At 62.4% G+C, this 25,439-nt stretch carries 22 protein-coding genes; 10 read left to right on the top strand and 12 right to left on the bottom strand.

What is annotated here, in order from left to right; all coding sequences use genetic code 11:
- Positions 1–9: 9 nt before the first annotated feature.
- Positions 10–894 (bottom strand): DMT family transporter, encoded by an 885-nt coding sequence (locus tag G533_RS0112750; RefSeq protein ID WP_027950286.1) that lies wholly within the window; start codon positions 892–894, stop codon positions 10–12.
- Between the two features lie 46 nt (positions 895–940).
- Here G533_RS0112750 and G533_RS0112745 point away from each other — a divergent pair, with 46 nt between their 5' ends.
- Together G533_RS0112745 and G533_RS21925 are read left to right on the top strand one after the other, a co-directional pair.
- Positions 941–2,140, top strand: a complete 1,200-nt coding sequence (locus G533_RS0112745) for an MBL fold metallo-hydrolase (protein ID WP_338035403.1) — start codon at positions 941–943, stop codon at positions 2,138–2,140.
- Positions 2,141–2,164: 24 nt separating this feature from the next.
- Entirely contained in the window at positions 2,165–3,058 is an 894-nt protein-coding gene (locus G533_RS21925; protein WP_035528003.1) for an alpha/beta hydrolase, read from the top strand.
- A gap of 63 nt (positions 3,059–3,121) precedes the next feature.
- On the opposite strand, the gene G533_RS0112735 is transcribed toward G533_RS21925, so the two are convergent.
- Together G533_RS0112735 and G533_RS23570 are read right to left on the bottom strand one after the other, a co-directional pair.
- Complete coding sequence (locus tag G533_RS0112735; protein ID WP_035528000.1) at positions 3,122–4,321, bottom strand: iron-containing alcohol dehydrogenase; 1,200 nt, start codon at positions 4,319–4,321, stop codon at positions 3,122–3,124.
- Positions 4,322–4,387: 66 nt separating this feature from the next.
- A complete protein-coding gene (locus tag G533_RS23570; protein ID WP_144079874.1) occupies positions 4,388–5,575 on the bottom strand; it encodes a GGDEF domain-containing protein in 1,188 nt (395 codons plus the stop codon).
- A 272-nt stretch (positions 5,576–5,847) separates the two neighbouring features.
- Here G533_RS23570 and katG point away from each other — a divergent pair, with 272 nt between their 5' ends.
- On the top strand, positions 5,848–8,064 hold the full coding sequence (gene katG / locus G533_RS0112725) for a catalase/peroxidase HPI (protein WP_027950283.1): 2,217 nt from the start codon (positions 5,848–5,850) through the stop codon (positions 8,062–8,064).
- A gap of 67 nt (positions 8,065–8,131) precedes the next feature.
- Here the strand turns inward: katG and G533_RS25280 are convergent, their stop codons facing one another.
- Genes G533_RS25280 through G533_RS0112705 form a run of 5 tightly spaced genes read right to left on the bottom strand, consistent with a single transcriptional unit; the run spans position 8,132 to position 12,033 of the window.
- Positions 8,132–8,569, bottom strand: a complete 438-nt coding sequence (locus G533_RS25280; RefSeq protein WP_338035405.1) for an acetoacetate decarboxylase family protein — start codon at positions 8,567–8,569, stop codon at positions 8,132–8,134.
- Complete coding sequence (locus tag G533_RS25275) at positions 8,478–8,912, bottom strand: acetoacetate decarboxylase family protein (RefSeq protein WP_338035402.1); 435 nt, start codon at positions 8,910–8,912, stop codon at positions 8,478–8,480. The genes G533_RS25280 and G533_RS25275 overlap by 92 nt, the downstream gene beginning before the upstream one ends.
- Positions 8,913–8,955: 43 nt before the next feature.
- Positions 8,956–9,837: an SDR family NAD(P)-dependent oxidoreductase gene (locus tag G533_RS0112715; RefSeq protein ID WP_027950282.1), complete on the bottom strand. Its 882-nt coding sequence runs from the start codon at positions 9,835–9,837 to the stop codon at positions 8,956–8,958.
- Between the two features lies 1 nt (position 9,838).
- Entirely contained in the window at positions 9,839–10,804 is a 966-nt protein-coding gene (locus G533_RS0112710; RefSeq protein WP_027950281.1) for a Rieske 2Fe-2S domain-containing protein, read from the bottom strand.
- Complete coding sequence (locus tag G533_RS0112705; RefSeq protein ID WP_027950280.1) at positions 10,801–12,033, bottom strand: amidohydrolase family protein; 1,233 nt, start codon at positions 12,031–12,033, stop codon at positions 10,801–10,803. Before G533_RS0112705 ends, G533_RS0112710 begins: the two co-directional genes overlap by 4 nt.
- Before the next feature lie 233 nt (positions 12,034–12,266).
- On the opposite strand from G533_RS0112705, the gene G533_RS0112700 reads away from it, so the two are divergent.
- Complete coding sequence (locus G533_RS0112700; protein ID WP_051230288.1) at positions 12,267–15,128, top strand: S8 family serine peptidase; 2,862 nt, start codon at positions 12,267–12,269, stop codon at positions 15,126–15,128.
- An 85-nt stretch (positions 15,129–15,213) separates the two neighbouring features.
- Positions 15,214–16,632 carry an oxygen-independent coproporphyrinogen III oxidase gene (gene hemN / locus G533_RS0112695; RefSeq protein ID WP_051230287.1) on the top strand — a complete coding sequence of 473 codons (1,419 nt, stop codon included), beginning with the start codon at positions 15,214–15,216 and terminating at the stop codon, positions 16,630–16,632.
- A 19-nt stretch (positions 16,633–16,651) separates the two neighbouring features.
- On the opposite strand, the gene G533_RS0112690 is transcribed toward hemN, so the two are convergent.
- The gene (locus tag G533_RS0112690) at positions 16,652–17,095 is read right to left on the bottom strand and encodes a hypothetical protein (RefSeq protein WP_051230286.1); all 444 of its coding nucleotides are present in this window, start codon (positions 17,093–17,095) and stop codon (positions 16,652–16,654) included.
- Positions 17,096–17,158: 63 nt separating this feature from the next.
- On the opposite strand from G533_RS0112690, the gene G533_RS0112685 reads away from it, so the two are divergent.
- Complete coding sequence (locus tag G533_RS0112685; protein WP_027950276.1) at positions 17,159–18,259, top strand: PQQ-dependent sugar dehydrogenase; 1,101 nt, start codon at positions 17,159–17,161, stop codon at positions 18,257–18,259.
- A 51-nt stretch (positions 18,260–18,310) separates the two neighbouring features.
- Here the strand turns inward: G533_RS0112685 and G533_RS24830 are convergent, their stop codons facing one another.
- The gene (locus tag G533_RS24830; protein WP_027950275.1) at positions 18,311–18,922 is read right to left on the bottom strand and encodes a hypothetical protein; all 612 of its coding nucleotides are present in this window, start codon (positions 18,920–18,922) and stop codon (positions 18,311–18,313) included.
- A 146-nt stretch (positions 18,923–19,068) separates the two neighbouring features.
- Positions 19,069–19,698: a c-type cytochrome gene (locus G533_RS0112675; RefSeq protein ID WP_027950274.1), complete on the bottom strand. Its 630-nt coding sequence runs from the start codon at positions 19,696–19,698 to the stop codon at positions 19,069–19,071.
- A gap of 197 nt (positions 19,699–19,895) precedes the next feature.
- Between G533_RS0112675 and G533_RS0112670 the strand changes: the two genes are divergently transcribed.
- The 3 genes from G533_RS0112670 to G533_RS0112660 all read left to right on the top strand — a co-directional run bounded on the left by G533_RS0112670 (position 19,896) and on the right by G533_RS0112660 (position 22,916).
- The gene (locus G533_RS0112670; protein ID WP_027950273.1) at positions 19,896–20,291 is read left to right on the top strand and encodes a TFIIB-type zinc ribbon-containing protein; all 396 of its coding nucleotides are present in this window, start codon (positions 19,896–19,898) and stop codon (positions 20,289–20,291) included.
- 35 nt (positions 20,292–20,326) lie between these two features.
- Positions 20,327–21,760: an MFS transporter gene (locus G533_RS0112665; RefSeq protein WP_027950272.1), complete on the top strand. Its 1,434-nt coding sequence runs from the start codon at positions 20,327–20,329 to the stop codon at positions 21,758–21,760.
- Positions 21,761–21,839: 79 nt separating this feature from the next.
- Positions 21,840–22,916, top strand: coding sequence for a 3-deoxy-7-phosphoheptulonate synthase (locus G533_RS0112660; RefSeq protein ID WP_027950271.1), 1,077 nt, complete (start codon positions 21,840–21,842; stop codon positions 22,914–22,916).
- Position 22,917: 1 nt separating this feature from the next.
- On the opposite strand, the gene G533_RS0112655 is transcribed toward G533_RS0112660, so the two are convergent.
- A complete protein-coding gene (locus tag G533_RS0112655; RefSeq protein WP_027950270.1) occupies positions 22,918–23,949 on the bottom strand; it encodes a DUF481 domain-containing protein in 1,032 nt (343 codons plus the stop codon).
- A 112-nt stretch (positions 23,950–24,061) separates the two neighbouring features.
- Between G533_RS0112655 and gor the strand changes: the two genes are divergently transcribed.
- The gene (gene gor / locus G533_RS0112650) at positions 24,062–25,420 is read left to right on the top strand and encodes a glutathione-disulfide reductase (protein ID WP_027950269.1); all 1,359 of its coding nucleotides are present in this window, start codon (positions 24,062–24,064) and stop codon (positions 25,418–25,420) included.
- Positions 25,421–25,439 lie beyond the last annotated feature (19 nt).

Here is a 25,439-nt window from a genome sequence, read left to right as displayed (position 1 = left end):
AGGGCGCGTTCACGTCGGGGGGGTGTGTCGCCATGACCGGAGCACACCGGTGGCAATACCGGTACCCAGCAGGGTGATCGCCATGCCGGTCAATACCTGCAGGGTAATCGGCTCCTGCAGCAGCACAAAACCCCACAGCAACGCGCTTACCGGCACCAGCATGGTAACGGTGGAAGTGGCCGTGGCGCCCGCACTTGAGAGCAGGGCGAAATAAAGCAACAGCGCTGCCGCGGTACTCACGGCACCGAGGCCCACGGCGGCACCCCAGGCCATGCCGCTCACGGGCTCCGCAGGCCATAGCAGTACCCCGGGCACCAACAGAATCACGCCGCTTGCAGCGCTGCTGCCCGCCGCCAGCACCCGGGTGGGGAGGTGCGCCAGCCGTGTGCGCGAATAATTGCCCGCGAATCCGTAGCAAAGCGTTGCCGCCAGGGCAGACACAATAAACCAGCCTTCGCCGCCGGCACTGAAATCCAGCCGTCCGGCAGACAACACGGCGACGCCGGCAAAGGCCAGTGCCAGCCCAAGTACTTGCCTGCGCACAATGGGCGTGGCGAAAAACGCCGCGCCCAACAACGCGGTGCAGATGGGCGTGGCCGCATTGATCAGGGAGGTGACACCGGCCTCTAGGCGCAGCGTGGCCAGGGCGAGGAAGGAATACGGCAGTGCCGCGTTAGTCAGCCCCACCAGAAACAAGGGCCATGCATGGGCGCGCACAAGCCGCAGATAATCGCGACGCCACAGCAGTGGCAGCAGCAACAGCGTGCCCAGCAGCATGCGTACCAGAATCAGCGGCAGGGCACCGAATTCGGGCACCGCCACACGCATGAAAATAAAAGAAAAGCCCCACAGCGAGGAGAGCAACAGCAGGCGCAGCGTGTCGGTGGTTGACATGACAGGTCCGCCGGAAAAACGCGCAGAATACGGTAGAAGTGCGGGGATGAAAAGCACGCTGTCGCACCTTGCGCGTTTGTATGCCGCGCTGCCCCAACGCCGCACGCTGGACTTTCCCGCCACCAACGCCGAACATAGCCGACTCGCCACTTTCAGCCTGGAACTCTTGATGCTCGTAGCCAACCCCGAAAACTACGCCGGCCTGACCTACCCCTGGACGCGCGCCATCAATCCGGAACAGGGTGTGCCGCAGCAGGTTGCCGAGGGCGTCTACTGGGTGCGCTTCCCTATGCCCATGGGCCTGGATCACATCAACATCTGGCTGCTCGAGGATGGCGATGGCTGGGTTGTGGTCGACACCTGCCTCGACCTGCCGCGCTCACGGGAAATCTGGGAGACCCTGTTCAGCGGCTTCCTCAGCGGCAAGCGCATCACACGAGTGATCTGCACGCACATGCACCCCGATCACGTGGGTCTGGCCGGCTGGCTGACAGAGCGCTTCGATTGCCAATTGCTGATGACACGGGAAGAGTATCTGATGTGTCGCTCCCTGGTGAGTGACACCGGCAAGCCAGCTCCCGAGGTGGCGATTCGCTATTTCAAGGCCGCGGGCTATAGCGAGGAACAGATCGACAACTATCGTCGCGCGTTTGGCGGCTTCGGTCGCGCAGTGTATCGCCTGCCCGACAGCTTCCACCGCCTCAAGGATCGCGAAACGCTGACCATTGGCGGGCGCTACTGGCAGGTGATTGTGGGCAGCGGGCACTCACCGGAGCACGCCTGCCTGTATTGCCCGGCGCTGAAACTGCTGATTTCAGGCGACCAGGTGCTGCCGCGGATCACGCCGAACGTCAGCGTATTCCCGACTGAGCCGGACAGTGACCCGCTACAGGAGTGGTTGCAGTCCTGCGCCCGCATTCGAGAATTGCTGCCTGAAGACCTGCTGGTCCTGCCCGCTCACGAAGCACCTTTTTACGGCCTGCATGTGCGCCTGACCCAGCTGATAGAAACGCACAAGAAGGAGCTCAACCAGCTCTACGATCACCTGTCCGAGCCGAAGCGGGTCGTCGATTGCTTTCCCGCCCTGTTCAAACGCGAGATCACCGAGCATCACCTGAGCCTGGCCACGGGGGAAACCATCGCCCACCTGAACTGCCTGCGGCGCCGGCGCCAGATCGATTTCAACACCGACGACGCGGGTGTGCGCTGGTACTTCCAGCTCCCTGAATCCATCGCCTTCGACTGATCCGCAGGAGCGCGCCTTCGCACCATGTTGCAAGCACTGAGAGTCTGGGCCACGCGCCGCTACTACCGGCACACCAACGCGCAGGCCTGGCACGGGAAGTTCACCGACACCGCCTACAGCACCCTGCAGCTGCCCGGGCCGCACGGGCAACTGCAGGCGCGGATGTACAGCAGCAAGGTCGGCGCCAGCAAACCCCTGATCATCTATTTCCATGGCGGTGGCTGGGTCATTGGCGACCTCATCAGCCACCACCCCTTCTGTCAGCAACTACGTGAACACACCGGCTGCACCGTGGTCGCCGTGGATTACCGGCTGGCACCGGAGCACCCCTGCCCTGCCGCCCTGCAGGACTGCCTGGCGGCTACCCACTGGCTGCTCCACCATGCCGAGAGCCTTGGCCCCAGTGATGGCAGCTTCGTGCTCGCCGGCGACAGCGCGGGCGGCCACCTCGCCGCATGCACCGCGCTGGCCCTCGCGCCCGAAGTGCGGGCCCGGCTGGCAGGGGCATTGCTGATCTACCCTGTCGTAGACCACTACAGCCACCCCTATCCGTCGTATATCGAACGGGCGCGTGGACAGACCCTTACCAGTGGCATCATGCGCTGGTTCTGGGATACCTGGCTGGCGGGGCAGGAAGCCGAAGATGCAGCGGCCGCCGGTGCCCTGCTGGCCGGGCGCGAGGACCTGCATACCCTGCCAAACTGCCTGCTGGTCACCGCCGAGCGCGACCCCTTGCGTGACGAAGGCCGGGCGCTGGGGTCCGCGCTGGAGAATGCGGGTGTACCGCTGACGATGCAGCACTATCCGGACGCAGAGCACGGTTTCGCCTGTTCACAGGGGCCTGGCAGAGATTTTGAGCACTTTATGGCGCTGACGCGGGAGTGGTTGAGTACGCTGAACCCGAAGGGACGCCATTAAGCCTGCCAGCACACCGTGCTCGGCGGGGCCCGGAGGGCACCGCACAGGGCGGGCCCTTGAGGGTCAGGCCGTAATTGCGCGCAGAATCGCCAGGGTAGGGTCGCGCTCCAGCAGCTTGGGCACCGGATAGCTCTCACACTCCTTCAGCGCCAGGTCGGTGAGGTAGCCGTAGTCCTGCGGGCGGATACGGTCCGAGGTTTCTGGCATACCCACGTCGGCGCGCAACTGCACGACCGCATCAATAAACTGACCTGCCAGTCGCGCGGTATCCTGACCGGCTTCACCAACACCGGCGAGCACAGCGAGCTCCGCCAGCTCCTGCTCGGATTCTGTGCGGCAGAAATTCAATACGTGCGGCAGCACCAGGGAATTGGCGAGACCGTGGGGAATACCATACTTGCCGCCGATCTGATGTGCGATCGCGTGCACATTGCCCACGTTCACCTGATTGATGGCGATACCCGCGTAATAGGCGGCAAGCGCCATGGCATCCCGCGCTTCGCGGTTACTGCCATCGGCCACAGCGTCTCGCAGGTGGGCGAAGATCAACCGCACCGCCATGCTCGCATGGGCCTTGCGCGTGCCCCGGTCCCACACGCAGATAAACGCTTCAATCGCGTGCGTCAGTGCATCCATGCCAGTTGCCGCGGTAATCGGCGCCGGCATGCCGAGCATGAGATCAGAATCAAGGGCAACCGCTGCCGGCAGCAGAGGGGCTCCGGATATCACACCCTTTTCATGGCTGACGGAGTCCGAAATCACCGCACCCATGGTCGCTTCGGAGCCGGTGCCGGAGGTGGTGGGAATGGCGTACAAAGCCGGCACCTCGTGTTTGACCTTGCCAAACCCCACCCAGGTTTTCGGATCCTCCTCGCTGGTGGCGGAGGCGGCAATGATCTTGGCGGCATCAATAGAGGAGCCACCGCCAATCGCCAGCACCGCATCGCAGCCGTGTTCAAGCATCAGCGCTCGGCCAGCGGCCACCTGGGCATAGGTCGGATTGGGCTCCACGCCGTCATACACCACCACGGACAGGGCGGCATCAGCCAGGGCTGCCGTCGCCTGATCGACGATACCGAGCTCACGCAGGGGTTTGTCGGTCACTACCAGCAGCTTGCCGGCCCCGCTGCGCACAATATGCCGACAGAGCTGGGCGGCACTGCCAGAGCCGAGATACACCATATACGCCGGCGAGGGAGCGAGCCCCGCAAGGGTCTTCATCAAGAACAGGGTGAGGGCATGTTTGGCTTTGCGCAGGGACATTATGGACTCCGGGTAATTGAGCTTTATGGTTATACGAACAGGATTGCGCCGGCCAGTATGGTCAACTCAGCCATGAGATACCATACCCACGAGATGCCGATTGCCGGCCACACGCACGGCGTCGCGGCCCGATGCCTTGGCTTCGTACAGGGCCTGGTCTGCTCGCAGCAGCAGGTCCTCTTTGTCGTCGTCGCCATGCAGCTCGGCAATGCCGAAGCTCGCGGTCAGCGCAATCACCTGCCCACTCTCCAGCAGCGGCCTTTCCAGCAGCATCTGCTGCACACGGGCAACCATGCGACCGGCGTCCTCGGTACTGGAGTCGCCCATCATGATAGCGAATTCCTCGCCCCCCACGCGGCCGATGGCATCCTCGCTGCGCACACAGTCGCGCAATATCTGCGAGAAATGCGCCAGCGTTCTGTCGCCTACTGCATGCCCGTAACGGTCGTTGATACGCTTGAAATGGTCGATGTCTGCCAGGACAGCGGCCAGGGGCCGCTGGTGGCGACGCGCGCCGGACATCAGCAGGTCCGCCGCAATCAGGAAACCGCGCCGGTTGCCAACCTGGGTCAACTGGTCAGTGATGGCCTGCAGGCGCAGCCGGTTGGACAGATCGGTGGCAAGCAGGAAAATCACGGTCACTCCCATTGCCACAAAGAAGGTGGGCATAAACGCGAAGTTGACCAGATTATAGGCATCCCGCTGTTGCGCCGTTGACTCCGGCCCGAACTGCAGGGCGACGATTGCCGCCAGCCCCTGGGCCAGGCCAAACAACAGCTGCACAGCGGCGGCCACGTATTGGGCAAGCCGCGGCTCCGGACCGTGCCGATGCAGCACCCAGGCGACGTGCAGGAAGGCGACGCAGGCAAACCCGGGGCCGAGGGCAACGCGCACATCATCACGCGGCAGTAGCAGCGTGAATACCACTTGTATGACAGCAACTGCCAATACAATCGCAGCCAGCACCCAGGCGGGCGACGCGAGGCCCAGCCTCACCCTGTGACCGAGGACGGCACCCAGCACCAACAGGCACGACACTACATTGACGGTGACCCACCACCACTCGTAGGACGGCGCCGCATCGCGCATGAGATTCAAGCCGTACTGCATTGCGGCGAGCAGAAACGCGCCACTCCAGATCAACGCGTGTCGCGGGCGCTCAAACAGACGCCACCCGAGGAAACACGCTCCGGCAAACACCAGGCTCACCACGACCAGAGTCAATTGCAGCGCCTGCACAGCACTCAAGACCAAACTGATAGCTCCCCGCCCCAAAACAAAACCGCATAATTACCTGTACGCGTACAGGGCGCAAGCCGCTTCCGAAGCGAAGGCAGATCACCACGCGGCCTTCGGTTTACCGCGCTGCAACGCGTAAACGCAGTGGTGAATCGGAAATATCGATCGCTTCTTGCGTTTTTTTTTAGTATGCCAATGAGCCGCAAGCGCGTTATGGTGCAGCCTCGAATGTTGCTACCCGCGGCATTCGCCGTGTTTTGACTTGCGTAACTACCCAGGAGGTTGCAATGCATACTAAGAAACTGCCTTTGCTGGCAGCGGTGGCACTTGCCGTGTCATCCAGCATCGCCAGCGCCCAGCAAGCGCCCATGTCCAACCAGTTCTGGTGGCCAGAGAAACTCAACCTTGCGCCGCTGCGCCAGCACGCTGCGGAATCCAACCCGATGGGCGAGGAATTCGACTACGCGGCAGCCTTCAACGAGCTCGACCTGGATGCCGTGAAGGAGGACATCGAAGCCGTCCTGACCACTTCGCAGGACTGGTGGCCCGCAGACTACGGCAATTACGGCCCATTCTTCATTCGCATGGCGTGGCACGCGGCGGGCACCTACCGTATCGCGGATGGACGCGGCGGTGCGGGCGGTGGCCAGCAGCGTTTCGAACCGCTGAACAGCTGGCCTGATAACGTGAGCCTGGACAAGGCCCGCCGCCTGTTGTGGCCAATCAAACAGAAATACGGCCGCAGCATTTCCTGGGCAGACCTGATGACCCTTACCGGCAACGTGGCCATGGAGTCCATGGGCTTCAAGACCTTCGGCTTTGCTGGTGGTCGCGAAGATGACTGGGAGCCCGACCTGGTGTACTGGGGACCGGAGGATGAATTCCTCGCCGACGAACGCTACAGCGGTGATCGCAAGCTCGCCAACCCGCTGGCTGCGGTGCAGATGGGTTTGATCTATGTGAACCCCGAGGGCCCCAACGGCAACCCTGACCCGCTGCTGGCCGCAAAGGACATCCGCGACACCTTTGGCCGCATGGCCATGAACGATGAGGAGACCGTGGCATTGATCGCCGGTGGCCATACCTTCGGCAAGGCACACGGCGCACACAAACCGGACGACTGTGTCGGTCCCGAGCCCGCCGCTGCAGGCCTGGAAGAACAGGGCCTGGGCTGGAAGAACTCCTGTGGCAAGGGTAACGCCGAAGACACCGTGACCAGCGGCCTGGAAGGTGCCTGGACGGCGGCCCCCACGCAGTGGAGCATGATGTACCTGAGCAACCTGTTCGCCTTTGAATGGGAGCAGACCCGCAGCCCCGCAGGAGCCGTCCAATGGGTGCCGAAGGATGGCCAGGCCGCCAACACCGTGCCGGACGCGCACGTAGCCGGCAAGGCACACCAGCCCATCATGTTCACCACCGACCTGTCACTGAAGTTTGACCCGGCTTACCGCAAGATCTCCCAGAACTTCCTGGAGAACCCCAAGGCCTTTGAAGACGCCTTTGCCCGCGCCTGGTTCAAGCTGACTCACCGCGACATGGGACCGCGCGCCCGCTATCTGGGCGACGATGTACCAGAGGAAGCCCTGATCTGGCAGGACCCGATACCCGAGGTGAGCTACGAGCTGGTGGATGCCAAGGACATCCGCAAACTCAAGGAAGCGATTCTCGACACCGACCTCACCGGGCCTGAACTGATCCGCACCGCCTGGGCTTCGGCCTCGTCGTACCGCGGCTCCGATATGCGCGGTGGCGCCAACGGCGCACGGGTTCGTCTTGCACCGCAGAAAGACTGGGCGGTGAACAACCCCGAGGAACTCGCCAAGGTGCTGAGCACACTGGAGTCCGTACAAACCGAGTTCAACGATGCACAACGACGCGGCAAGAAGCAGGTGTCGCTGGCTGATGTGATCGTCCTCGGCGGTGCAGCTGCCATTGAGCAGGCGGCCAAGGAAGCGGGCGTGAAAGTAGAAGTGCCCTTCGTGCCCGGTCGTGCCGATGCGACCGCGGAGATGACCGATGCACCCTCCTTCGCGCCACTTGAACCGAAAGCCGATGGCTTCCGCAACTACTACAGCGCCGACGCCCTGCGTTCGCCCACCGACCAGCTGGTCGACCGGGCCAACCTGTTGACGCTGTCCGTACCGGAAATGACGGTGCTGGTGGGCGGTCTGCGGGCTCTGGATGCCAACACGGGTGATGCTGACCACGGTGTCTTCACCAGTCGCCCGGGCACACTGAGCAACGACTTCTTCGTCAACCTCCTGGACATGGGCACCGTGTGGTCCAAGTCGGATGACACGGCAGGGGTGTACGAGGGCCGTGACCGCGCCAGTGGCGAGCTCAAGTGGACGGCAACACCAGTCGACCTGGTGTTCGGTTCCAGCTCGGAGCTGCGTGCCATCGCCGAAGTCTATGCCGCCAACGATGCACAGGAGAAGTTCGTGAATGACTTCGTTGCAGCCTGGGCCAAAGTGATGACCCTGGACCGCTTCGATCTGCGCTAGGGCTCACGCCCACCGCATACAGCGGCCTGCCCCTCACAAGGGGCAGGCCGTTTTTTTGGCGCTCCCTTCAGCTACGCAGAGGACCGCCCTGGCTTCCCTTCCAGCGTGAGCCGGAAATGGTATCTGTAAAGGGCTTGAACGCCTCCGGGTCCAGCTTGCCGGCTAGCTTGATATCGCGCCCCAAAAAGGTGGGCCACCAGAGGTGCGCCGAGATCTGCTCACGCAGGGGCAAGCGGCTCGCCAGCGGGTCCCAGGGGCTGTCGTGCAGCACCAGCTCGCCATCGACCCGCTCTTTCCAGGCACAGCCATAGCGGCTCAATACATGCACCACATGGGGCGGAAAATCATAGCCGTTGGCAGCATCGGGCATGGCGCCCACTGCGAGAGAGAATTTCACCCACCACTCGTTCAGATCAAACTCCGCCTGTGGTTCGTTTTCGCCACTCGCGGTACCGCGAAACTCGACAAACGTGTAGCCCTGGTGTGTGCAGCGCGCGCACTGCAGACCCTAACCGGTAATAATCTGTCTGGCAGGGATATTTGGGTTGGCCATTGTGGTCGCGGCTGATGAAGATGGCCGACTCCTGGTCAATACCGTAGCCGAGCGCGTACTCGCCTGCGACGCCGTTGTAGTCCGCATTCACGGTTTGCAAAATGCCGTATTCTGGCTCGTCCGGCACCGGCACGTTGTAAATGGTGAGGTTGACGTGTGGGTCGGCCCCCGGGGTAATACCCGGTGGCAACACCGCAGCGATTGCTTCGGGGTCAGTGCGATACACAATCTTGAGCATCGGCCAGTTGGCGATATCGCCCGTATTGCCCTGGGGGGCTCCTTCTGCTGAGGTCATTGGCTTTCTTCCTTATTCTCGTTATGAAGATCGGGGGCAGCGTTCAGCCGCCCACCATATTGGGCGCCGGCGTTGTGCGATTGAGGATCATGTCCGCCCGGGCGCGAATTTTTTCGTCAGTCTCCGGGGTTGTAGCCAGCAGCCAGAACGCGTCCTCCTCCAGCCCCGCCACGGCCATTGCCGCCACCTCATCGGGATGCGTGGTCTGCAATTCGATACCGTACTCCGCCGCCATACGCTTCATGTCATCGACGGAACTGATACCGGATGCATTGCCTTCGACCTCTTTCTTCAAGGCCTCCGGGCGCACGCGGCCAGAGTTGAAGAGGCCCGTCTCCACCACGTGCGGGCCGGGGAACAGGGCACTCACCTTCACCGGGCTCTGTGCCGCCTGCACCTGATAGTGCAGGTTTTCGGTAATGGCGTGCACCGCAGCCTTGCTCGCAGTGTAGATAGGGGCATCCGGGAACACCAACAGCGCGCCGTTACCGGAACCGGTGACCACGAAATGAGCGGGCTCATTGGCAGCAATCAGGCGCGGCATGAACACGCGGATCGAGTTGATAACACCCCAGATGTTGACGTTGAAGCACCACTGCCAGTCCTTCTCGGAGTAGTCCCACATGGCGCCGGACTCCCCCGCACCAATGCCGGCGTTGGCAAACACCAGCTGTATGCCGCCGAAGTGCTCAGTGGCCACGTTGGCAAGGCTCTCGAGGCTGGCCGCGCTGGTGACATCACAATGCGCCACCCGTGCCTCGATACCCTCCGCAGCCAGTGCCTGATCGATGTCGGCCATGGCCGTTTCATCGACGTCGCCCACCACTATGCGGGCCCCTCGACGACCGAGGGCAAAGGCCAGTGAGCGGCCCACCCCGCTCGCACCACCGGTTATCACGGCCACCTTGCCTGTAAAATCGCGCATATCAGCTTACATCCTCAGCGTTGATATAGAACTGGCGCACCCACTTGCGGTACATCACCAGCGTTTTGTCTTCCCGGCAGAACACCGGCTTGTGTTTGTGCACCTTGTTGGCCCAGATCGGGTAGTCGTCCTGGATGCCGGCAATAATGCCCTTCATCACATCATCGCCTGCCAGGTCTTCAATCTCCCGGCGCACAGTCAGGGTCCAGCGCAGCAGCGTGGTGTGCCGATCGATAGGCTGCGCACTGTTGTACACCACCATTTCGGCGTTGGGCCCATAGCTGGTGCGCACCACCGCCAGGCCCGGGTTCAGCACCATGGCGTGCAGCTGGTTGGGGAATTGCGACTGGCTGGAATCCGAACGCAGGTGCAGCGTGCGTCCGTCTTCATCAATGGTGACTTCCGAGGGCGGCACATCGGGCTGCTTGTGCACGTAACGAAAATGCACCGGGTCACAGGAGTTTTCCGCAATATCCTGGATATGGGCGGGAACCTCGAACTCCGCGTAGCGCGGTGCGGTCCAGTGTTCATCGCCAAGTTCCACCAACTGCGGCAGGGGCCACTTGGGCGCCAGGTTTTGTGGGTGAAACCAGATGTAGACCTCGCCGTTGCCCTCTTCCGTGTGCCAGGTGCGAACACGCGCACGCTCCGGAATCTCGTCACAGTAAGGGATTTCCACGCACTGGCCCTGCGTATCGAAACGCCAGCCGTGGAAGGGGCAGCGCAGGGATTCACCGACGACACGCCCCTCCACGCCGAGGTGGGCGCCGAGGTGCGGGCAGAACGCATCCTGCAACACGGCCTGGCCCGAACGCGTGCGATACAGCGCAAACTCGCGATCGAAGGCGTGCACACGCTTCACTTCCCCCACTTGCAGCTCGTGGCTGCGCGCCACGGAATACCAACCCATTGGAAACTCCGGCGTGGTGTTGGTTTTTGCCTCGCAGGCTTCGACTATCTTGGTCATGCGGCTTCTCCCGTGGCGTGGAAAATGGCACTGCTGGGACCGATTCTGTCGGCCACTGCCTGCAAGCGAGCGCGATCAAGCCCGTACCAGGCAATCGCGTTTTCGCCGAGGATCTTGCGTCCGTCCGCCTCAGGAACGCCGGCAAATGTATTGAGGTAATACTCCTGCGTGTGCGGCCAGGTCCCTTCGGGGTGCGGATAGTCGCTGCCCCACATCATCTTGTCGATGCCGATGATATTGCGCAGCTCAATATCTGCGCGCGGCACACAGGAGGCGCCGACGGCGACGTTGCGCTGGAAGTACTCGCCCGGGGACATCGACAGATGGCTGCGGAAGTCGCCCAGCTTGGCCGAGAACTGTACATCAAAGTAGTTGTGGTCCAGCAAGCGCAGCCAGGGTGGCAGCATGAACACCGTGCCCCCCTCGGTGAGCACCACCTTCAACCGCGGGAAACGCTCGAAAACGCCGCCCCAGATCATGAAGGTGAGCGGGCGATACAACCACCACATGACTTCGGACACGTAAATGCCCATGGCACCCGGCAGCTTGTCGCTCAGGTCTTCCATTGGCCACTGCTCGCCAAAGTACTCGGGCTGCGGTGCCGGGCCCGAGTGAAAGTGAACAATCACACCGAGCTCCTGACACACTTCCCAGAACGGGTCGTACTTCACATGGTGGTAGGGGTCATTGTCACCCCAGAGCGTCGGGATCATCACGGACTTCAGGCCGTTGTCGACGCACCAGCGCACGGCGTCCACCGCCTGCTGGACATCCCACAGCAGGGGAATGGAGGCGACACCAATATGGCGAGCCGGGTCGTTGGCACAAAACTCGGCCAACCAGCGGTTGTGGGCCATCGCGCCCGCCCACTGCAGTTCCGGCACGGCATTGCGCGGCGAAAGCCCCAGCCCCGCACCAAAAGGTGGCGTGTTCATCTCGGTGATGCCGTCGGGGAAAATTACCTCAGCCGCAATGCCATCCTGCTCCAGCATGGCAATACGCTCGTCGTAGTCCCATGCGCCGGTGAGCTGCTTCTTGATGGGCTCGCGCCAGGCATCGTTGATTTCCTTGATCAGGAAACTTTGTTCCGCCTTGTCCGTGATCTCGATCTGCACCGGCACGGCGGTGTCCATGATGTCGTGATACTTGGACTCAACATAGGGCTTGTAGTCGGCGATATGGAGGCCGGCGTGGCAGTCGGACGATACCACTATCAATTTATCGGACATGACCTTCTCTCTCTGCAAATAACCATTGCATTATTGTTGATGAATGAGCGCTGCACAAAAATTGCACACGTGTGTACAAATTAGAGCAATGCCTTTCCAAAAGCAACAAATCCACGGCTTTTCCTGGGCAGTGGCTGGACGGAATCAGACGGCGAAAGAGACATGCCAACCCGCAGGGTTGCAGGCCGGAATTTGTCGCTATACTGCCGTGTACACTCGCAGGAAGCCTCAACATGCCACAGTACAACGACAGCGTCAGCCACGTGAGCACCAGGCTCTTCTGCGGGCTCTGGCTGACCGCATTGCTCGCGGCTTGCGGCGGCGGTGGGGGCGGCGGTGAAACCCGGCCAGCCGCAAATCAACCGCCCATTGCACAGGTAACGGGCCCCTCTTCCGTGACAGGTGGCAGTGAGGTTACGCTCGAAGGCAGCGGCTCGCGTGACACCGATGGAAGTATCAGCCGCTATCAATGGCGCCAGACACAAGGCCCGAACGTGGCCATTGTCGGCGGGGAAACGGCCACCGCCCGCTTCACAGCGCCCGCCGTGGGCGCCGACACCGTCCTTGTTTTCTCGCTGAGCGTGACCGACAACCAGGGGGCGAGCGCCAGTGCATCCACCCGTATTACGGTCATAGGGGAGGCAGTCGGCCGCTGGAACCTGAGCGGCACCGTGCTCGCCTCCAGCAACCAGGCAGTGGACGGCGACACCAACGACACCGCCAGCCTCTACACGCCAAACGATATGCCGGGCAGCGCACAAGCGCTGGCCAACCCGGTAACCCTGGGCGGCTATATCAACCAACCGGGAACAGGGGCCGAGGGACGCTCGCAACTCAGGGGTGACATCGACGACTACTTCCGCCTGGAGCTACTGGCGGCCCAGTCGGTGACCCTGCTGGTAGCGGACTTTGAAGACGCGGATGCGGACCTGTATCTCTACAACGAGGCGGGAGAAGTGATCGACTTCTCGGTAGAGACCGGCGAAATCGAAACGGTTACAGCGCCGGAAAACGGCACTTACCTGGTGAATGTGACGGCATTTCTCGGTGCAACCAACTATATCCTGGCGGTTGGCAGCCCGGCACTCGACAGCGCACCGCGCACGGATGCCGAGCTGGTACCCGGCGAAATCATCGTGGAATTCGCGGAAAGCGAGATCCTCGCGCCGGGCTTCTTTCACGCCGACCTGGCCTACCAGATGGGTATGCAGGAACGTGCTGGCGGCCCCGGCCGCGCGCGTCTGCTCGAAATTCTGGCCGGCCAGGCGGAACGACAGCGGCTGGGCACGGCTGCGCGTCGCAAAAACGACTTCCAGAACAGCGCCCGCCGCGAGCGCTGGGAGACGCTCATCAGCGTAAAGCAACTGCGCCGACAGCCTGACGTGCGCCACGTCGAACCCAATTACCGTCTGCACACCGCGCTGGAGCCGAACGACAGCGCCTACGATCTGCAATGGCACTACCCGCTGATTGGTCTTCCCGCAGCGTGGGATGTGACCATTGGCGATCCGGGCGTCATCGTCGCGGTCATTGATACCGGCATCCTGTCCAATCACCCGGATCTGGCGGGCCAGTTGGTGGCAGGCTACGACTTCGTGCGCGACCCCGCAGCCGATGGCGACGGTATAGACCCCGACCCCGAGGACCCAGGTAACCGCGCCAACCCGGGCAATAGCCGCTTTCACGGCACTCACGTTGCAGGCACCGTGGCGGCGCGGGGCAACAACGGCATTGGCGTCAGCGGCGTCGCCTGGGGCGCCCGCGTGATGCCCCTGCGGGCACTTGATGACGGGGGCGGCACGTCCTACGACGTGGCACAAGCCGTGCGCTTCGCCGCCGGCCTCGCCAACGACTCCGGTACCTTCCCCGCCGCCGCGGCAGCTATCATCAACCTGAGCCTGAGCGGTGAGGGTTTCAGCCAGATGAATCAGGCCCTGTACCGCGAGTTGCGCGAGCGCGGCACCATCGTGGTGGCCTCGGCCGGCAACGAGGCCACCCGTGCACCGGCCTATCCGGCGGCATACGACGGGGTTATTTCCGTCGCTGCGGTAGACGCACAGCGCGAGATTGCCAGCTACAGCAACCGCGGCACCTCCATCGACATTAGCGCGCCCGGCGGTGATGGCAGTACCGATTTCAACGGCGATGGCTATCCGGACGGCATCCTCAGCACCGGCGGCTCCGCCGACGCCGGCGGCGTGGAATTCGCCTACACCTTTCTCAACGGCACCTCGATGGCCGCACCGCACGTGTCAGGCGTTATCGCGCTCATGAAGAGTATCAATCCGCAGCTGGATGGGCCGCAGCTGGAATCCCTGCTGCAGAGCGGCAGCCTGACCGACGACCTTGGCAGCGCTGGCCGCGACGACCTTTACGGCCACGGACTGGTGAACGCGCGCAAGGCGGTGGAAGCCGCGCTGGCCAGTATCGGCGAGACGTTCACGCCGCCCGCCACCTTGCGCGCGTCCAGCCAGTCGCTCAACTTTGGCGGTGCCAGGGAGCAACTGGACATCACCCTCAGCAACGGCGGCAGTGGCGACCTGCAGGTGCTGGGTTTCGACAGCGACGCCAGCTGGCTCAGCGTCAGCGCGCTGGAGGTCGATGCCGCTGGCCTGGGCCGCTACCGGCTGCAGGTTGACCGCAGTGGCCTGGCTGACGGTCTTTATTCCGCCACGGTGAGCGCGCGCTCCAGTGCCAACAGCCTGCAGGTTCGCGCGCTGCTCTCCGTGGGCGATGCCGCAGTGGCGGACGTCGGAGTGCTCTACGTTATCGTCTACGACCCCGCCACGGACGCCGCGATTGCACAAAGCGTGGCGCGCGCGGAGGCGGGCCGCTATGCTTTCCGCTTCCAGGACCTGCCGGACGGCACCTACCAGGTATTTGCCGGCACTGATGCCGACAACGACCTGTTCATTTGCGATGCGGGCGAGGCCTGTGGCGCCTGGCTGACCACCGACGAGCCCGGGTTGATCGTGCTCGATCGCGACCGCGATGCGCTCGACTTTCCGATTGAACATTTCATCCGCTTGCCGAGTGGCCCTGATGTCAACGCCAACGTGGCCTCCGAGTCTCGGGGCGTGCCCAGGGAGCGTTGAGCCACGCGATGGTTTGATGCAGGTCAACAGGTTGCGGGCACGCCCGCATTACACTGCGCGCTGATTCTGCAACAGGCCAGGTACCATGACCGCGCTACACGTGGCTCAACCCCAATTGACCGGCGACTCCCTGTGGGACCCCGCGCTGATCGCGCGCTACAACCTCGCGGGGCCGCGCTATACCTCGTATCCGACCGCCGCCCAGTTTCAGGAAGATGTCAGCGACTCACTGTGGCGCGAAGCGATAAAGGCCAGCAACGTGTCGAGTGCACCGCTGTCGCTGTATTTTCACATCCCGTTCTGCAACACCGTCTGCTACTACTGCGCCTGCAACAAGATCATCACTGCGAACCGGCAACGGGCAACCGACTACCTGCAGGTGCTGTACCGCGAAATCGCGCTGCAGGCGGAGCATGTGAACCCGGGTCGCACGGTGCGCCAGCTGCACTGGGGCGGCGGCACCCCCACCTATATCTCGGATGCCGAGATGCAGGAACTGATGGCACAGACCCGGCGCCACTTCCATTTGGCAGATGACGACAGCGGCGAATTTTCCATCGAAATCCACCCGGGTGGTATGGCTACCCCCCGTATCGCGCACCTGCGCCGTCTGGGTTTCAACCGCGTGAGCATGGGCGTACAGGATTTTGATGCGGACGTGCAGCAGGCCGTCAATCGCTTCAATAGTGTGGATGAAGTCACAGCGCTGGTGGCCGCAATTCGCGCCGAGCACTTCAAGTCGCTGAGCATGGACCTGATTTACGGGCTGCCGCGCCAGAGCGAAAACTCCTTTGCCCGCACGCTTGAACAGGTCATCCTCCTGCGGCCGGACCGTCTCTCGTTGTTCAACTATGCGCATATGCCGCAGATGTTCAAAACGCAGCGCCAGATTGACGAACGGCAGCTCCCCGAGCCGGCCGTGAAAATGGCCATCCTGCACCAGAGCATCGAGCAGTTGTTGGCAGCCGGCTACGAATACATCGGCATGGACCATTTCGCGCTCCCCGGAGACGAACTGGCCCTCGCCCAGATGCAGGGCACGCTGCACCGCAACTTCCAGGGTTACTCCACACACAAGGACTGCGATCTGCTGGCCTTTGGCGTGTCTGCCATCAATGCGCTCGGCAACAACCACTTCCAGAACCACAAGGATGTGGCATCCTATACCCGCGCGATCGAGGCGGGCCAGCTGCCACTGGCGAAGCGTATCACCCTCACCGACGACGACCTGCTGCGCAAGGCAGTGATCAATGAGCTCATCTGCAACTTTGCCTTGGACTACGCCGTCATCGAAGAACAGTTCGGCATATGTTTTCGCGACTATTTTGCACAAGAGCTGGGACGACTGCCGGCACTGGCGCGCGACGGCCTGATCGAACTGCACCCGAATGGTATTCGCGTACTACCCGCCGGGCGGCTGCTGGTGCGCCGCCTGTGCATGGAGTTTGACGCCTATATCGACCACACACAGCTCGCCGGGAGCCGGTTCTCGCGCATCATCTAGGGCAGCGCACGCCCCGGGCTCAGGCTTGCGCTGGTTGCGCTTTGCTCATGATGCTGAACAGCCACCCTCCCAGCGCGCCCGCACTGCACTGCAACAGCAGGCCGGGCCACTCCCGCGCCGCAGCGATAACCCAGATGCCCAGCACCTCCCGCATGATCAGATGCAGCATCAGCACGCCGACAAACCCGGCGAGGGCAAACCAGAAAACCCTCGGCCCCGGCACTCGGTGCGCCCGCACCAGGCCCGCCGCCACGGGCATCGCCAGCACGAAGGCAAGCAGGATAAGAAGCAGATAGGCGGTCATGCCGAGCAGGTCGTGCAGGCTGGCCTCCAGCCGCACCGCCAAGGGCACGACCACCCCCATATCGCCGAGATTGGCGAGCACTGTCTGCGTGGCGAGCAGGCTGGCGGTTACGTAAGCGAGCAACACTGCGGGGAAAAAAGCTTTCAGGACACGAATCATGAGCGACTACCGGTAGTGCAGGGAGTGTTTATAATGACCCGGCTCCCCGCAAAGGAAAAGCCCATGCCTGTTTTCTCTGTCACCTTTCGCTTTCTCGCTCTTGCCGCACTTTGGCTGAGCCTGCGCGCCACCGCCGCAGACTATGAGCTTGAGCCTCTCGCAGAGGGTCTGCAGCACCCCTGGTCCGTTGCGCAATTGCCCGACGCCAGCTTTCTGGTCACTGAGCGCGGGGGCACGCTTCTGCATATCAGCGCCGACGGCAGCGAGCGAACGGTCATTGGCGGCGTGCCGCAAACGTTTGTCGCAGGCCAGGGCGGCTTTTTCGACATCCTGCTACACCCGCAGTTTGCCACCAATCAGCTGGTGTATCTCAGCTACGCCAAGGGCGACAGCGCGGCGAATGGCACAGCCATCTACCGCGCCCGGCTGGAAGGCGACACGCTCGTCGCGGGTGCGGATATCCTCTGGGTAAACGACAAGAAGAACACGGCACAGCACTACGGTGGGCGACTGTTGTTCCTGCCCGACAACAGCCTGCTACTGGCCACGGGCGACGGCTTTGATTTCCGCGAGCAGGCGCAGAACGGCAGCAACGAGCTGGGCAAGGTATTGCGTATCCTCGATGATGGCAGCGTGCCCGCAGACAATCCGTTTCACACTACCGGCAGCGAGCGTGTCTGGACGCTCGGTCACCGCAACCCGCAAGGCCTCACGCTGGATCGCAGCACCGGCACCGTGTACTTGCATGAACACGGCCCGAAAGGTGGTGACGAAGTGAATGTGCTTCAGGCCGCCAGCAATTATGGCTGGCCTGCGGCTACCCATGGTGTGGACTACAGTGGCGCCTATGTGTCGCCTTTCACACAACTACCCGGCATGGCACCGCCCCTGCACTACTGGGTACCGAGCATCGCGCCGTCGGGTTTCGCCTGGTATGGCGGTGACAAGTTCCCGACCTGGCAGGGCAAGCTGCTGGTGGGTGCGCTGGTAGACAAAGAAGTGCGCCTGCTCAGCCTGGAGGGTGGAGCCATTGTGGATGAGGCACCGTTGTTCGCGGAGCTGGGCGAGCGAATCAGGGATGTAAAGGAAGGCTCCGACGGCTTTGTGTATCTGCTCACCGACGCGGAGGACGGCGCCCTGATTAGGGTGACACCGGAACGCTGATAACCCGCACCTCTCTACCTTGGCACAGAGGCGCGGAGTGCCTTGCGCGACTCAGCTGGCGCTGGCTTTCTTCGGGGCGCGTTTCGCTCTGGTTTTCTTGGGCGCCGCCTTCTTCGCAGGCGCTTTCTTCGCCACCGCCTTTTTCCTGGCGGGCGCCTTTTTCACAGCTGTTTTCTTCGCCGCAGTCTTGCGCTTGGTTGGCGCTTTGGCTTTGCTGCTGGCAGCTTTCTTCTTTTTCGCTGCCGGCTTGCTCGCAGACTTGCGCCGCGCCGCCGCCTTTTCCACCATGGACGCTGCTTTATCGGCAGCCTGGGCACGGCGCGACTCGAGGGCGAGATCGGCCTGGATGGGCACAAGCTTTTCAAAAGAGGCGTAGGCGGCTTTGGCCATTTTAGCTACCGATTCCGCCAGGTCCTGCACTTGCTTGACCAGCTCTTCCACGCGCTTCTGATTGGCCGTGCTCGATTTGCCACGCAGTGAACTGCGCGCCTTTTTCAGCCGCGTGTTGGCAGCAGTGTGCTTCTTGCGTGCCGCTGTGAGATCGGATTTGACCTTGGCGTGCGCCTTCTCCGTTTCGGAAAGCAGTTTCTTTTGCAGCTGCTCGACCTTCTTATTCGCCTGCTCAGCCATTTTCACGGCTTGAGACATTTCTTTTTCCAGCATGGGCAATTCACTCTAATGGATAAACGGGTACCACACCTTCAGTGTAGGCGTAATTATCCTGTAAGCAATGCCTATTTATTGATCTGTCTCAGGCGTTGAGCTGAACATCACCACCTGTCACTGACTCAGAAACCCAACCGCAAAGCTCATTCCTGCTGGCTGCGAATATAGGCGATGACATCCTGCATGGCTTGCTTGTCAGCCAGCATCGCGGCCATGTTGCGCATTTGCCGGCCCGTGCGGTCTTCGCGGTGCCGGCCGCGCTGGCCTTCGCGGAAGGCGTGCAATTGCGCCAGCAAGTACCAATCATCAGCACCCGCCAGGCGCGGCGCATTCAGCGCCACGTTGCCCCCCGCATCGGCGCCGTGACAGGCGCCACACAGGCGCATGAATGTCCTGCCCCCCGCAACCGGGTCGCCGCCCTGCAACGTGGACGACGACGCCGGGCTGGTCAATTCGCTGATGTAGAAGGCAAGCTCGGGCAAACGCTCCTCCGGAGGCAACAAGGCACTCGACTCTGCCATCTGCTGTGCCGCCACGCTCGCCGCGTCGCCACCGCGCAGGCCGCGCTGGAACTTGTCCAACTGGGTAAGGATATAGACCGGTCGCAGGTGATTGAGACGCGGTGCCTGCAGTGCAACGTTGCCCTCGGCCGCGGCGCCGTGGCAGGCGGCGCAAGGCGCGTACAGCGCGGCGCCGTCAGCTTCATCAGCGCGCGCTACACAGGCCATGGTTGCCAGAAAAAGGCCTAACAGCGGCGGGATGAAAGAATACATGCGGGCTACCTGATCAACACTGTGAAAGCCGAGAATCTACCAGTTTTTCCTGCGCACGAGTATCCGGCGCCGGGCATCCGCGACGCGACAAAAGGCGGACCAGCGGAGGGGGGACAAATGGAAAACGCTGCGCTAGACTCGGCCACGCGGTCATCGCCGCCGCGCACACGCGTCTACAGCACCGAGCAGGGACAGCTATGGAATACAACCCGGACCAACACAGCCTCAAGTGCCCCAAGTGCGGCCATGGCATGAGCGAGGTCAGTTACGGCGACATCACGGTCGATCGCTGTAGCCACTGCCTGGGACTGTGGTTCGACACGGGCGAGGCTGACCAGCTGAAAGCCCGCTGGATGGGCGATACCGTGGATACGGGCTTCGCCGATGAAGGACGCAAGTGGGATTCTGTGGAAGACATCGCCTGCCCCCGCTGCCACCGGGATATGGAGAAAGCCTCCGACCCGAAACAGCCCCACATCTGGTATGAAACCTGCGGTGAGCACGGTCTGTTCATGGATGCGGGCGAGTTCACCGACTACAAACACGAAACACTGATGGACCGCTTTCGCAGCATGATCAAGGGGCCGCGCTAGGGTCGGGCGGCAACGAGCACAGCGAGAGCGCTTGCATGACATCAATGCGCACACGTGTCTGGTACGGTGCCGGTGGCGCCGTGGGCGCGGTCAAGGAAGCCGCGTACACCATGTTCATCTTGCTGTTCTACACTCAGGTGTTGGGCCTGAGCGGGACAGTTACCGGCCTGATTATCGCCGTGAGCCTGGTATGGGACGGCATCTCCGACCCGCTGGTGGGTTCACTTTCTGACCGCCTGCGCAGCCGCCATGGGCGCCGTCATCCGTTCATGGCCCTCAGCATACTGCCGCTGGGGCTGGGTTTTGTCGGCCTGTTCGCTCCGCCACAGGCCGTCGTCGACAACAGCGCGTGGCTCGCAGGCTGGCTGCTCTTCTGGTCGCTGTGGGTGCGCACCTTCGTCACCACCTTCGCCATACCCCACCTTGCACTGTCCGCCGAGATCACCCGTGATTATCACGAGCGCAGCCAGGTGCTGGGGGCGCGTATGGGATTCATGTTTCTCAGTGCCGTACTACTGCCGGCACTGGCGCTGACGTTGATTTTTCCGGAGCAGGGCGGTGTCGATGGCCGCTTCAATCCAGAACGCTATCCGCTCTACGGCATGCTTTCCTGCGCGGTCGTGTGGGTTATGGCCACCCTCAGCACGCTCGGCACGCGCCACCACATACAACCGGAAGTGGCACAACCCGGCGCGGCTGACCACACAACGCTGTGGACGCTGTTTTCAGATCTGCGCCGCACGCTGGGCAACCGCAATTTCCGCCTGCTCATTGGCTACGATATTGCCGCCACCACCGCCTACGGTGTCATCAGCACACTGAATATTCTGGTTTGGACGTTCTTCTGGGCTTTTTCCGCCGCCGAGATCTCCATCATCCTCTCCCTGCCCACACTCCTGGGCGTGGCACTGGCGATACTCACCATGGGCCCGCTGGGCCGGCGGTTTTCCAAACAGCGCCTGGTACAGCTGTCTCTCACCGGCCTGATTCTCAACTGCCTGTGGCTCTATCCCTTGCAGCTTTTCGGCTGGTTGCCCGCCGACAGCGGTAATCTGGTGTTCACGCTGAACTTTGTCTTCATGCTGCTGTTCATGTATCTGTTCATGGTGCGGCTGGTCAACAGCACATCGATTGTGGCTGACCTGACCGACGAGCACGAGCTGGACCATGGCGTGCGCCAGGAAGCCGGATTCTTCTCGGTCATCAACTTTGTCAGCAAGCTGTCGACGGTCGCCGGGCCACTCTACGGCGGGCTGGCACTGGATATCATCGGGCTGGAAACCGGCATGCGCCCGGGGGATGTGCCGCTCGCCACACAGCACGGCCTGGTCTACGCGCTCGGCCTCGGTGTTATACCGCCCCTGCTGGTCGCCCTGTGGATCATTTCCCGGGTGCACAGCAGCCAGGCGCACGTGGAAGCCGTACAGGCAAAAATCACGGCGCGACGCGAGCAGGCAGCCGAGAGCTGAGCCGCCCCACCCGCTTCACCTTGTCGGGCCTGCGACTGTGGGTGACAATGCACCGCTACTTTCCCCGAACGGCACTCCCATGAAAGACCACAGCGCGGCAGATCTCACCGACGACGTTCGCATCCACGGCGCACAACCGCTGATCACGCCCTGGGTGCTGGCCGAGGAGTTGCCATTGCCCTCCGCGCAGCGCCACGAGATCGCGGGTGCACGGCGAGCCATCGAGAGCGTTCTCGCCGGCGAAGATCGCCGGATGCTGGCGATCGTGGGCCCCTGCTCGGTACACGACCCCGCGGCCCTGCTGGAATTTGCCAGCCAGCTGCAAACCGCCTGCGCCCCGCTCAGTGACGCCATCCTGCCGGTACTGCGGGTGTATTTTGAAAAGCCACGTACGGTCGTGGGCTGGAAGGGCCTGATCAACGACCCGGATCTGGATGGCAGCTTCCGTATCAACAAGGGCCTGCGGCAGGCCCGGCGCGTACTGTTGGATGTGGCCGCACTCGGCCTGCCCGCGGCCAGCGAATTCCTCGATACCACTTTCGGCCAGTACTACGCCGACCTGGTGAGCTTCGGCGCCATTGGCGCACGCACCGTGGAAAGCCAGATACACCGTGAACTGGCCTCGGGCCTGTCCATGCCCGTGGGGTTCAAGAATGGCACCAACGGCAACATCGATGTCGCCATCGACGCCATTCGCTCCGCCCGCCACAGCCACTGGTTTCCATCGTTGACCAAGGAAGGCACGCCGGCGATTCTCCATTCCACCGGGAATCCGCACGGATACCTCATCCTGCGCGGTGGCAGTGCCACCGGCGCCAACTACCATGCCGAGGCAGTACACGCCGCAGCGACTGCGCTGGCCCAGCACGAGCTGCCCGCATCACTGATTGTGGATTGCAGTCACGGCAACAGCGACAAGGACCCAGCGCGCCAGGCGGTGGTGGTGTCATCACTCTGCGACCAGATGGAACAGGGGCAACGGGCGATTCGCGGCGTGATGCTGGAAAGTCACCTGGTGGCGGGCAACCAGCCTATCGCCGCTCGCGAGCAACTCACTTACGGCCAGAGCATCACCGATGCCTGCCTGGCACTGGAGCACACCGTACCCCTGCTGGAACAGCTGGCGGCAGCCGTGCGCCGCAGCCAGCCCGGCTGATCTACCAGCTGTAACCCACGCGGAAACGGTAGGTCTGGTCCAGGCTCTCCACCTCGGGGGGCAAGCCGGAGTCGTACTCGAGCAGGATTTCGGCCGCCCCGTCGATGTTGAACAGCAGCGGGAATGACAGGCCCAGGGTCAGGTCGAGAATCACATCCTCGGTCTGGTCGAGGTTCCAGATGCCGGTGTGCTTCAGGTACAGCTGGGAATCCTCACTGATGTAGTTACTGGTGGCATCCACCGACCAGTTCATACCCAGGTAATCCTGGTCTTCAGCAACGATGTAGTCCTCATCGACAAACACACCACCCACTTCAGCAGAGAGTGTCAGCAGCGGCCTTTCGTGGAACTGGCGGCCGATGTAGGGACCCACGTAGTAGCGCAGATCGAGGTCGGAGAACTTGTCGTGTTCCGCGGATGCGTTCACACCCCAGTAGAGCGGCCCCTCAAGGAAGCGGTCGTACTTGCCCAGCGCTGTCCAGTTCTCCGCGTTCTTGATGCCATTCGCTTCGTCTTCTTCGCCGTCAAAGCGCAGGGTGTAGCGATCCTCCAGGCTGCGCCAGATGCTCTCAATACCGTAGTCCAGCTCGTCGGTATCGGTGTTGCCACGCTGCATCTCCAGCGCGAGGCTGACCTGGCCCTTCCAGCGATAGCCCTGGCCAAGCTCCCAGGGCTGCGGGTTACTGATAGCGAGCTCAGCCAGCGGGTAGGTGGCGACCGGGGCATTGTCCGATGCCAGCAGCAGTGTTTCTTCCTCTACGCGCAGCGAGGACTCTTCGACAACCGTACCGTCGGCAAGCTTGAGCACAATAGGCTCACTGCTGCTCAAGCTCTCAACCTGGTCCTGCTGCACCTTGAGCGTACCGGCGAATTCGGTGTCCACCGTCACCACGCCGTCGCGCACGCCAGTCACGGTGCCGAGAATGCGTGAACCGTTCTTCAACACGATTTCGTCAGCTGCGAGTGCGCTGCCCGCGAGCACGCCCGCAACGACAAGTGCGGCCGGGCGCAAAGAGTGAAAAATCCGCTTCATGTTCCCCATTTCCTTGAATTCGAAGTGAACAGCCTATAATACAGGATTTGCTTTACCTTATCTGTATGCTCAAGGGCTGATAAACTGGCCGCTCTAACCGGGAGAGAGAATCGTGAGCGAAAAAGACTACGACCTTTTTGTTATCGGCGCGGGGTCCGGCGGCGTGCGCGCGGCGCGCATCGCAGCAAGTTTCGGCGCGCGTGTGGCGATCGCCGAAGACCGCTACATGGGCGGCACCTGCGTCAACGTTGGCTGCGTACCGAAGAAGCTCTACGTCTACGCCTCCGAGTTCGGCAAGGCCTTTGAAGACGCACAGGGGTTCGGTTGGGACAGCAGCAAACCCGCCTTCGACTGGGCGACGCTGCGCGACAACAAAAAGACCGAAATCTCCCGACTGAACGCGATCTACCGCAAGATGCTCAAGGGGGCCAGTGCCGACGTCATCGACGGTCGGGCCCGCATTGTGAATGCCAACACGGTGGCTGTTGGCGAGCGCGAGTACAGCGCCGGCAAGATTCTCATCGCCACCGGCGGCTGGCCGCATATTCCGGAGTTCCCGGGCAGCGAGCTGGCCATTACCTCGAATGAAGTGTTCGATCTGGAGCATTTCCCCGAGCGTCTGGTCATCGTGGGCGGCGGCTATATTGCCGTGGAGTTTGCCGGCATCTTCAACGGGCTGGGCTCCCGCGTCACGCAGCTGTATCGCGGGCCACTGTTCCTGCGCGGATTCGATGCAGACATTCGCGCCCACGCGGCGCGGGAGATTGCCAAGACCGGCGTCGACCTGCGTTTTGAAGTCAATGTGGAGTCCATTACCCGCGGCGCGGATGGCCTGGAACTGGAACTCACGGACGGCACGCGACTCACCGCCGATGCCGTGCTGTACGCGACCGGGCGCAAACCGCACCTGGATGGCCTGGGCCTGGAACAGGTCGGCGTCAAGCTGACTGAGTTCGGCACCATCGCCGTGGACGAGCACTTCCAGACCGACGAGCCCGGCATATTCGCGCTGGGTGATGTGACCGGCGGTATGGAACTTACCCCCGTGGCGCTGGCGGAGGGCATGGCGTTCGCACGCCGCCAGTTTGGCGAGGCCGGCCAACAGGTCGACTACGACTTCATCCCCACCGCCGTGTTCTGCCAGCCCAACATCGGCACTGTCGGTTTCACTGAAGAACAGGCACGCGCCAAATTCGGTCATATTCGCCTGTTCAAGGCCACATTCCGCCCCATGAAACACACCATCAGCGGCCGCGACGAACACACGTTCATGAAGCTCATCGTCGACAAGGCCAGCGACCGCGTGGTGGGGCTGCACATGATGGGACCGGATGCCGGGGAAATTGTGCAAGGAATGGCCATCGCCCTGCGCGCCGGCGCGACCAAGGCCCTGTTCGACACCACGATTGGCATTCACCCCACCGCCGCCGAAGAGTTCGTCACCATGCGCGAGCCCTGGCACGAAGATTGAACGAGTCAGCGGTTCCCGC

Source organism: Haliea salexigens DSM 19537, assembly GCF_000423125.1.
Taxonomy (GTDB): Bacteria; Pseudomonadota; Gammaproteobacteria; order Pseudomonadales; family Halieaceae; genus Haliea; species Haliea salexigens.
This window is presented reverse-complemented; position numbering and strand designations above follow the sequence as displayed.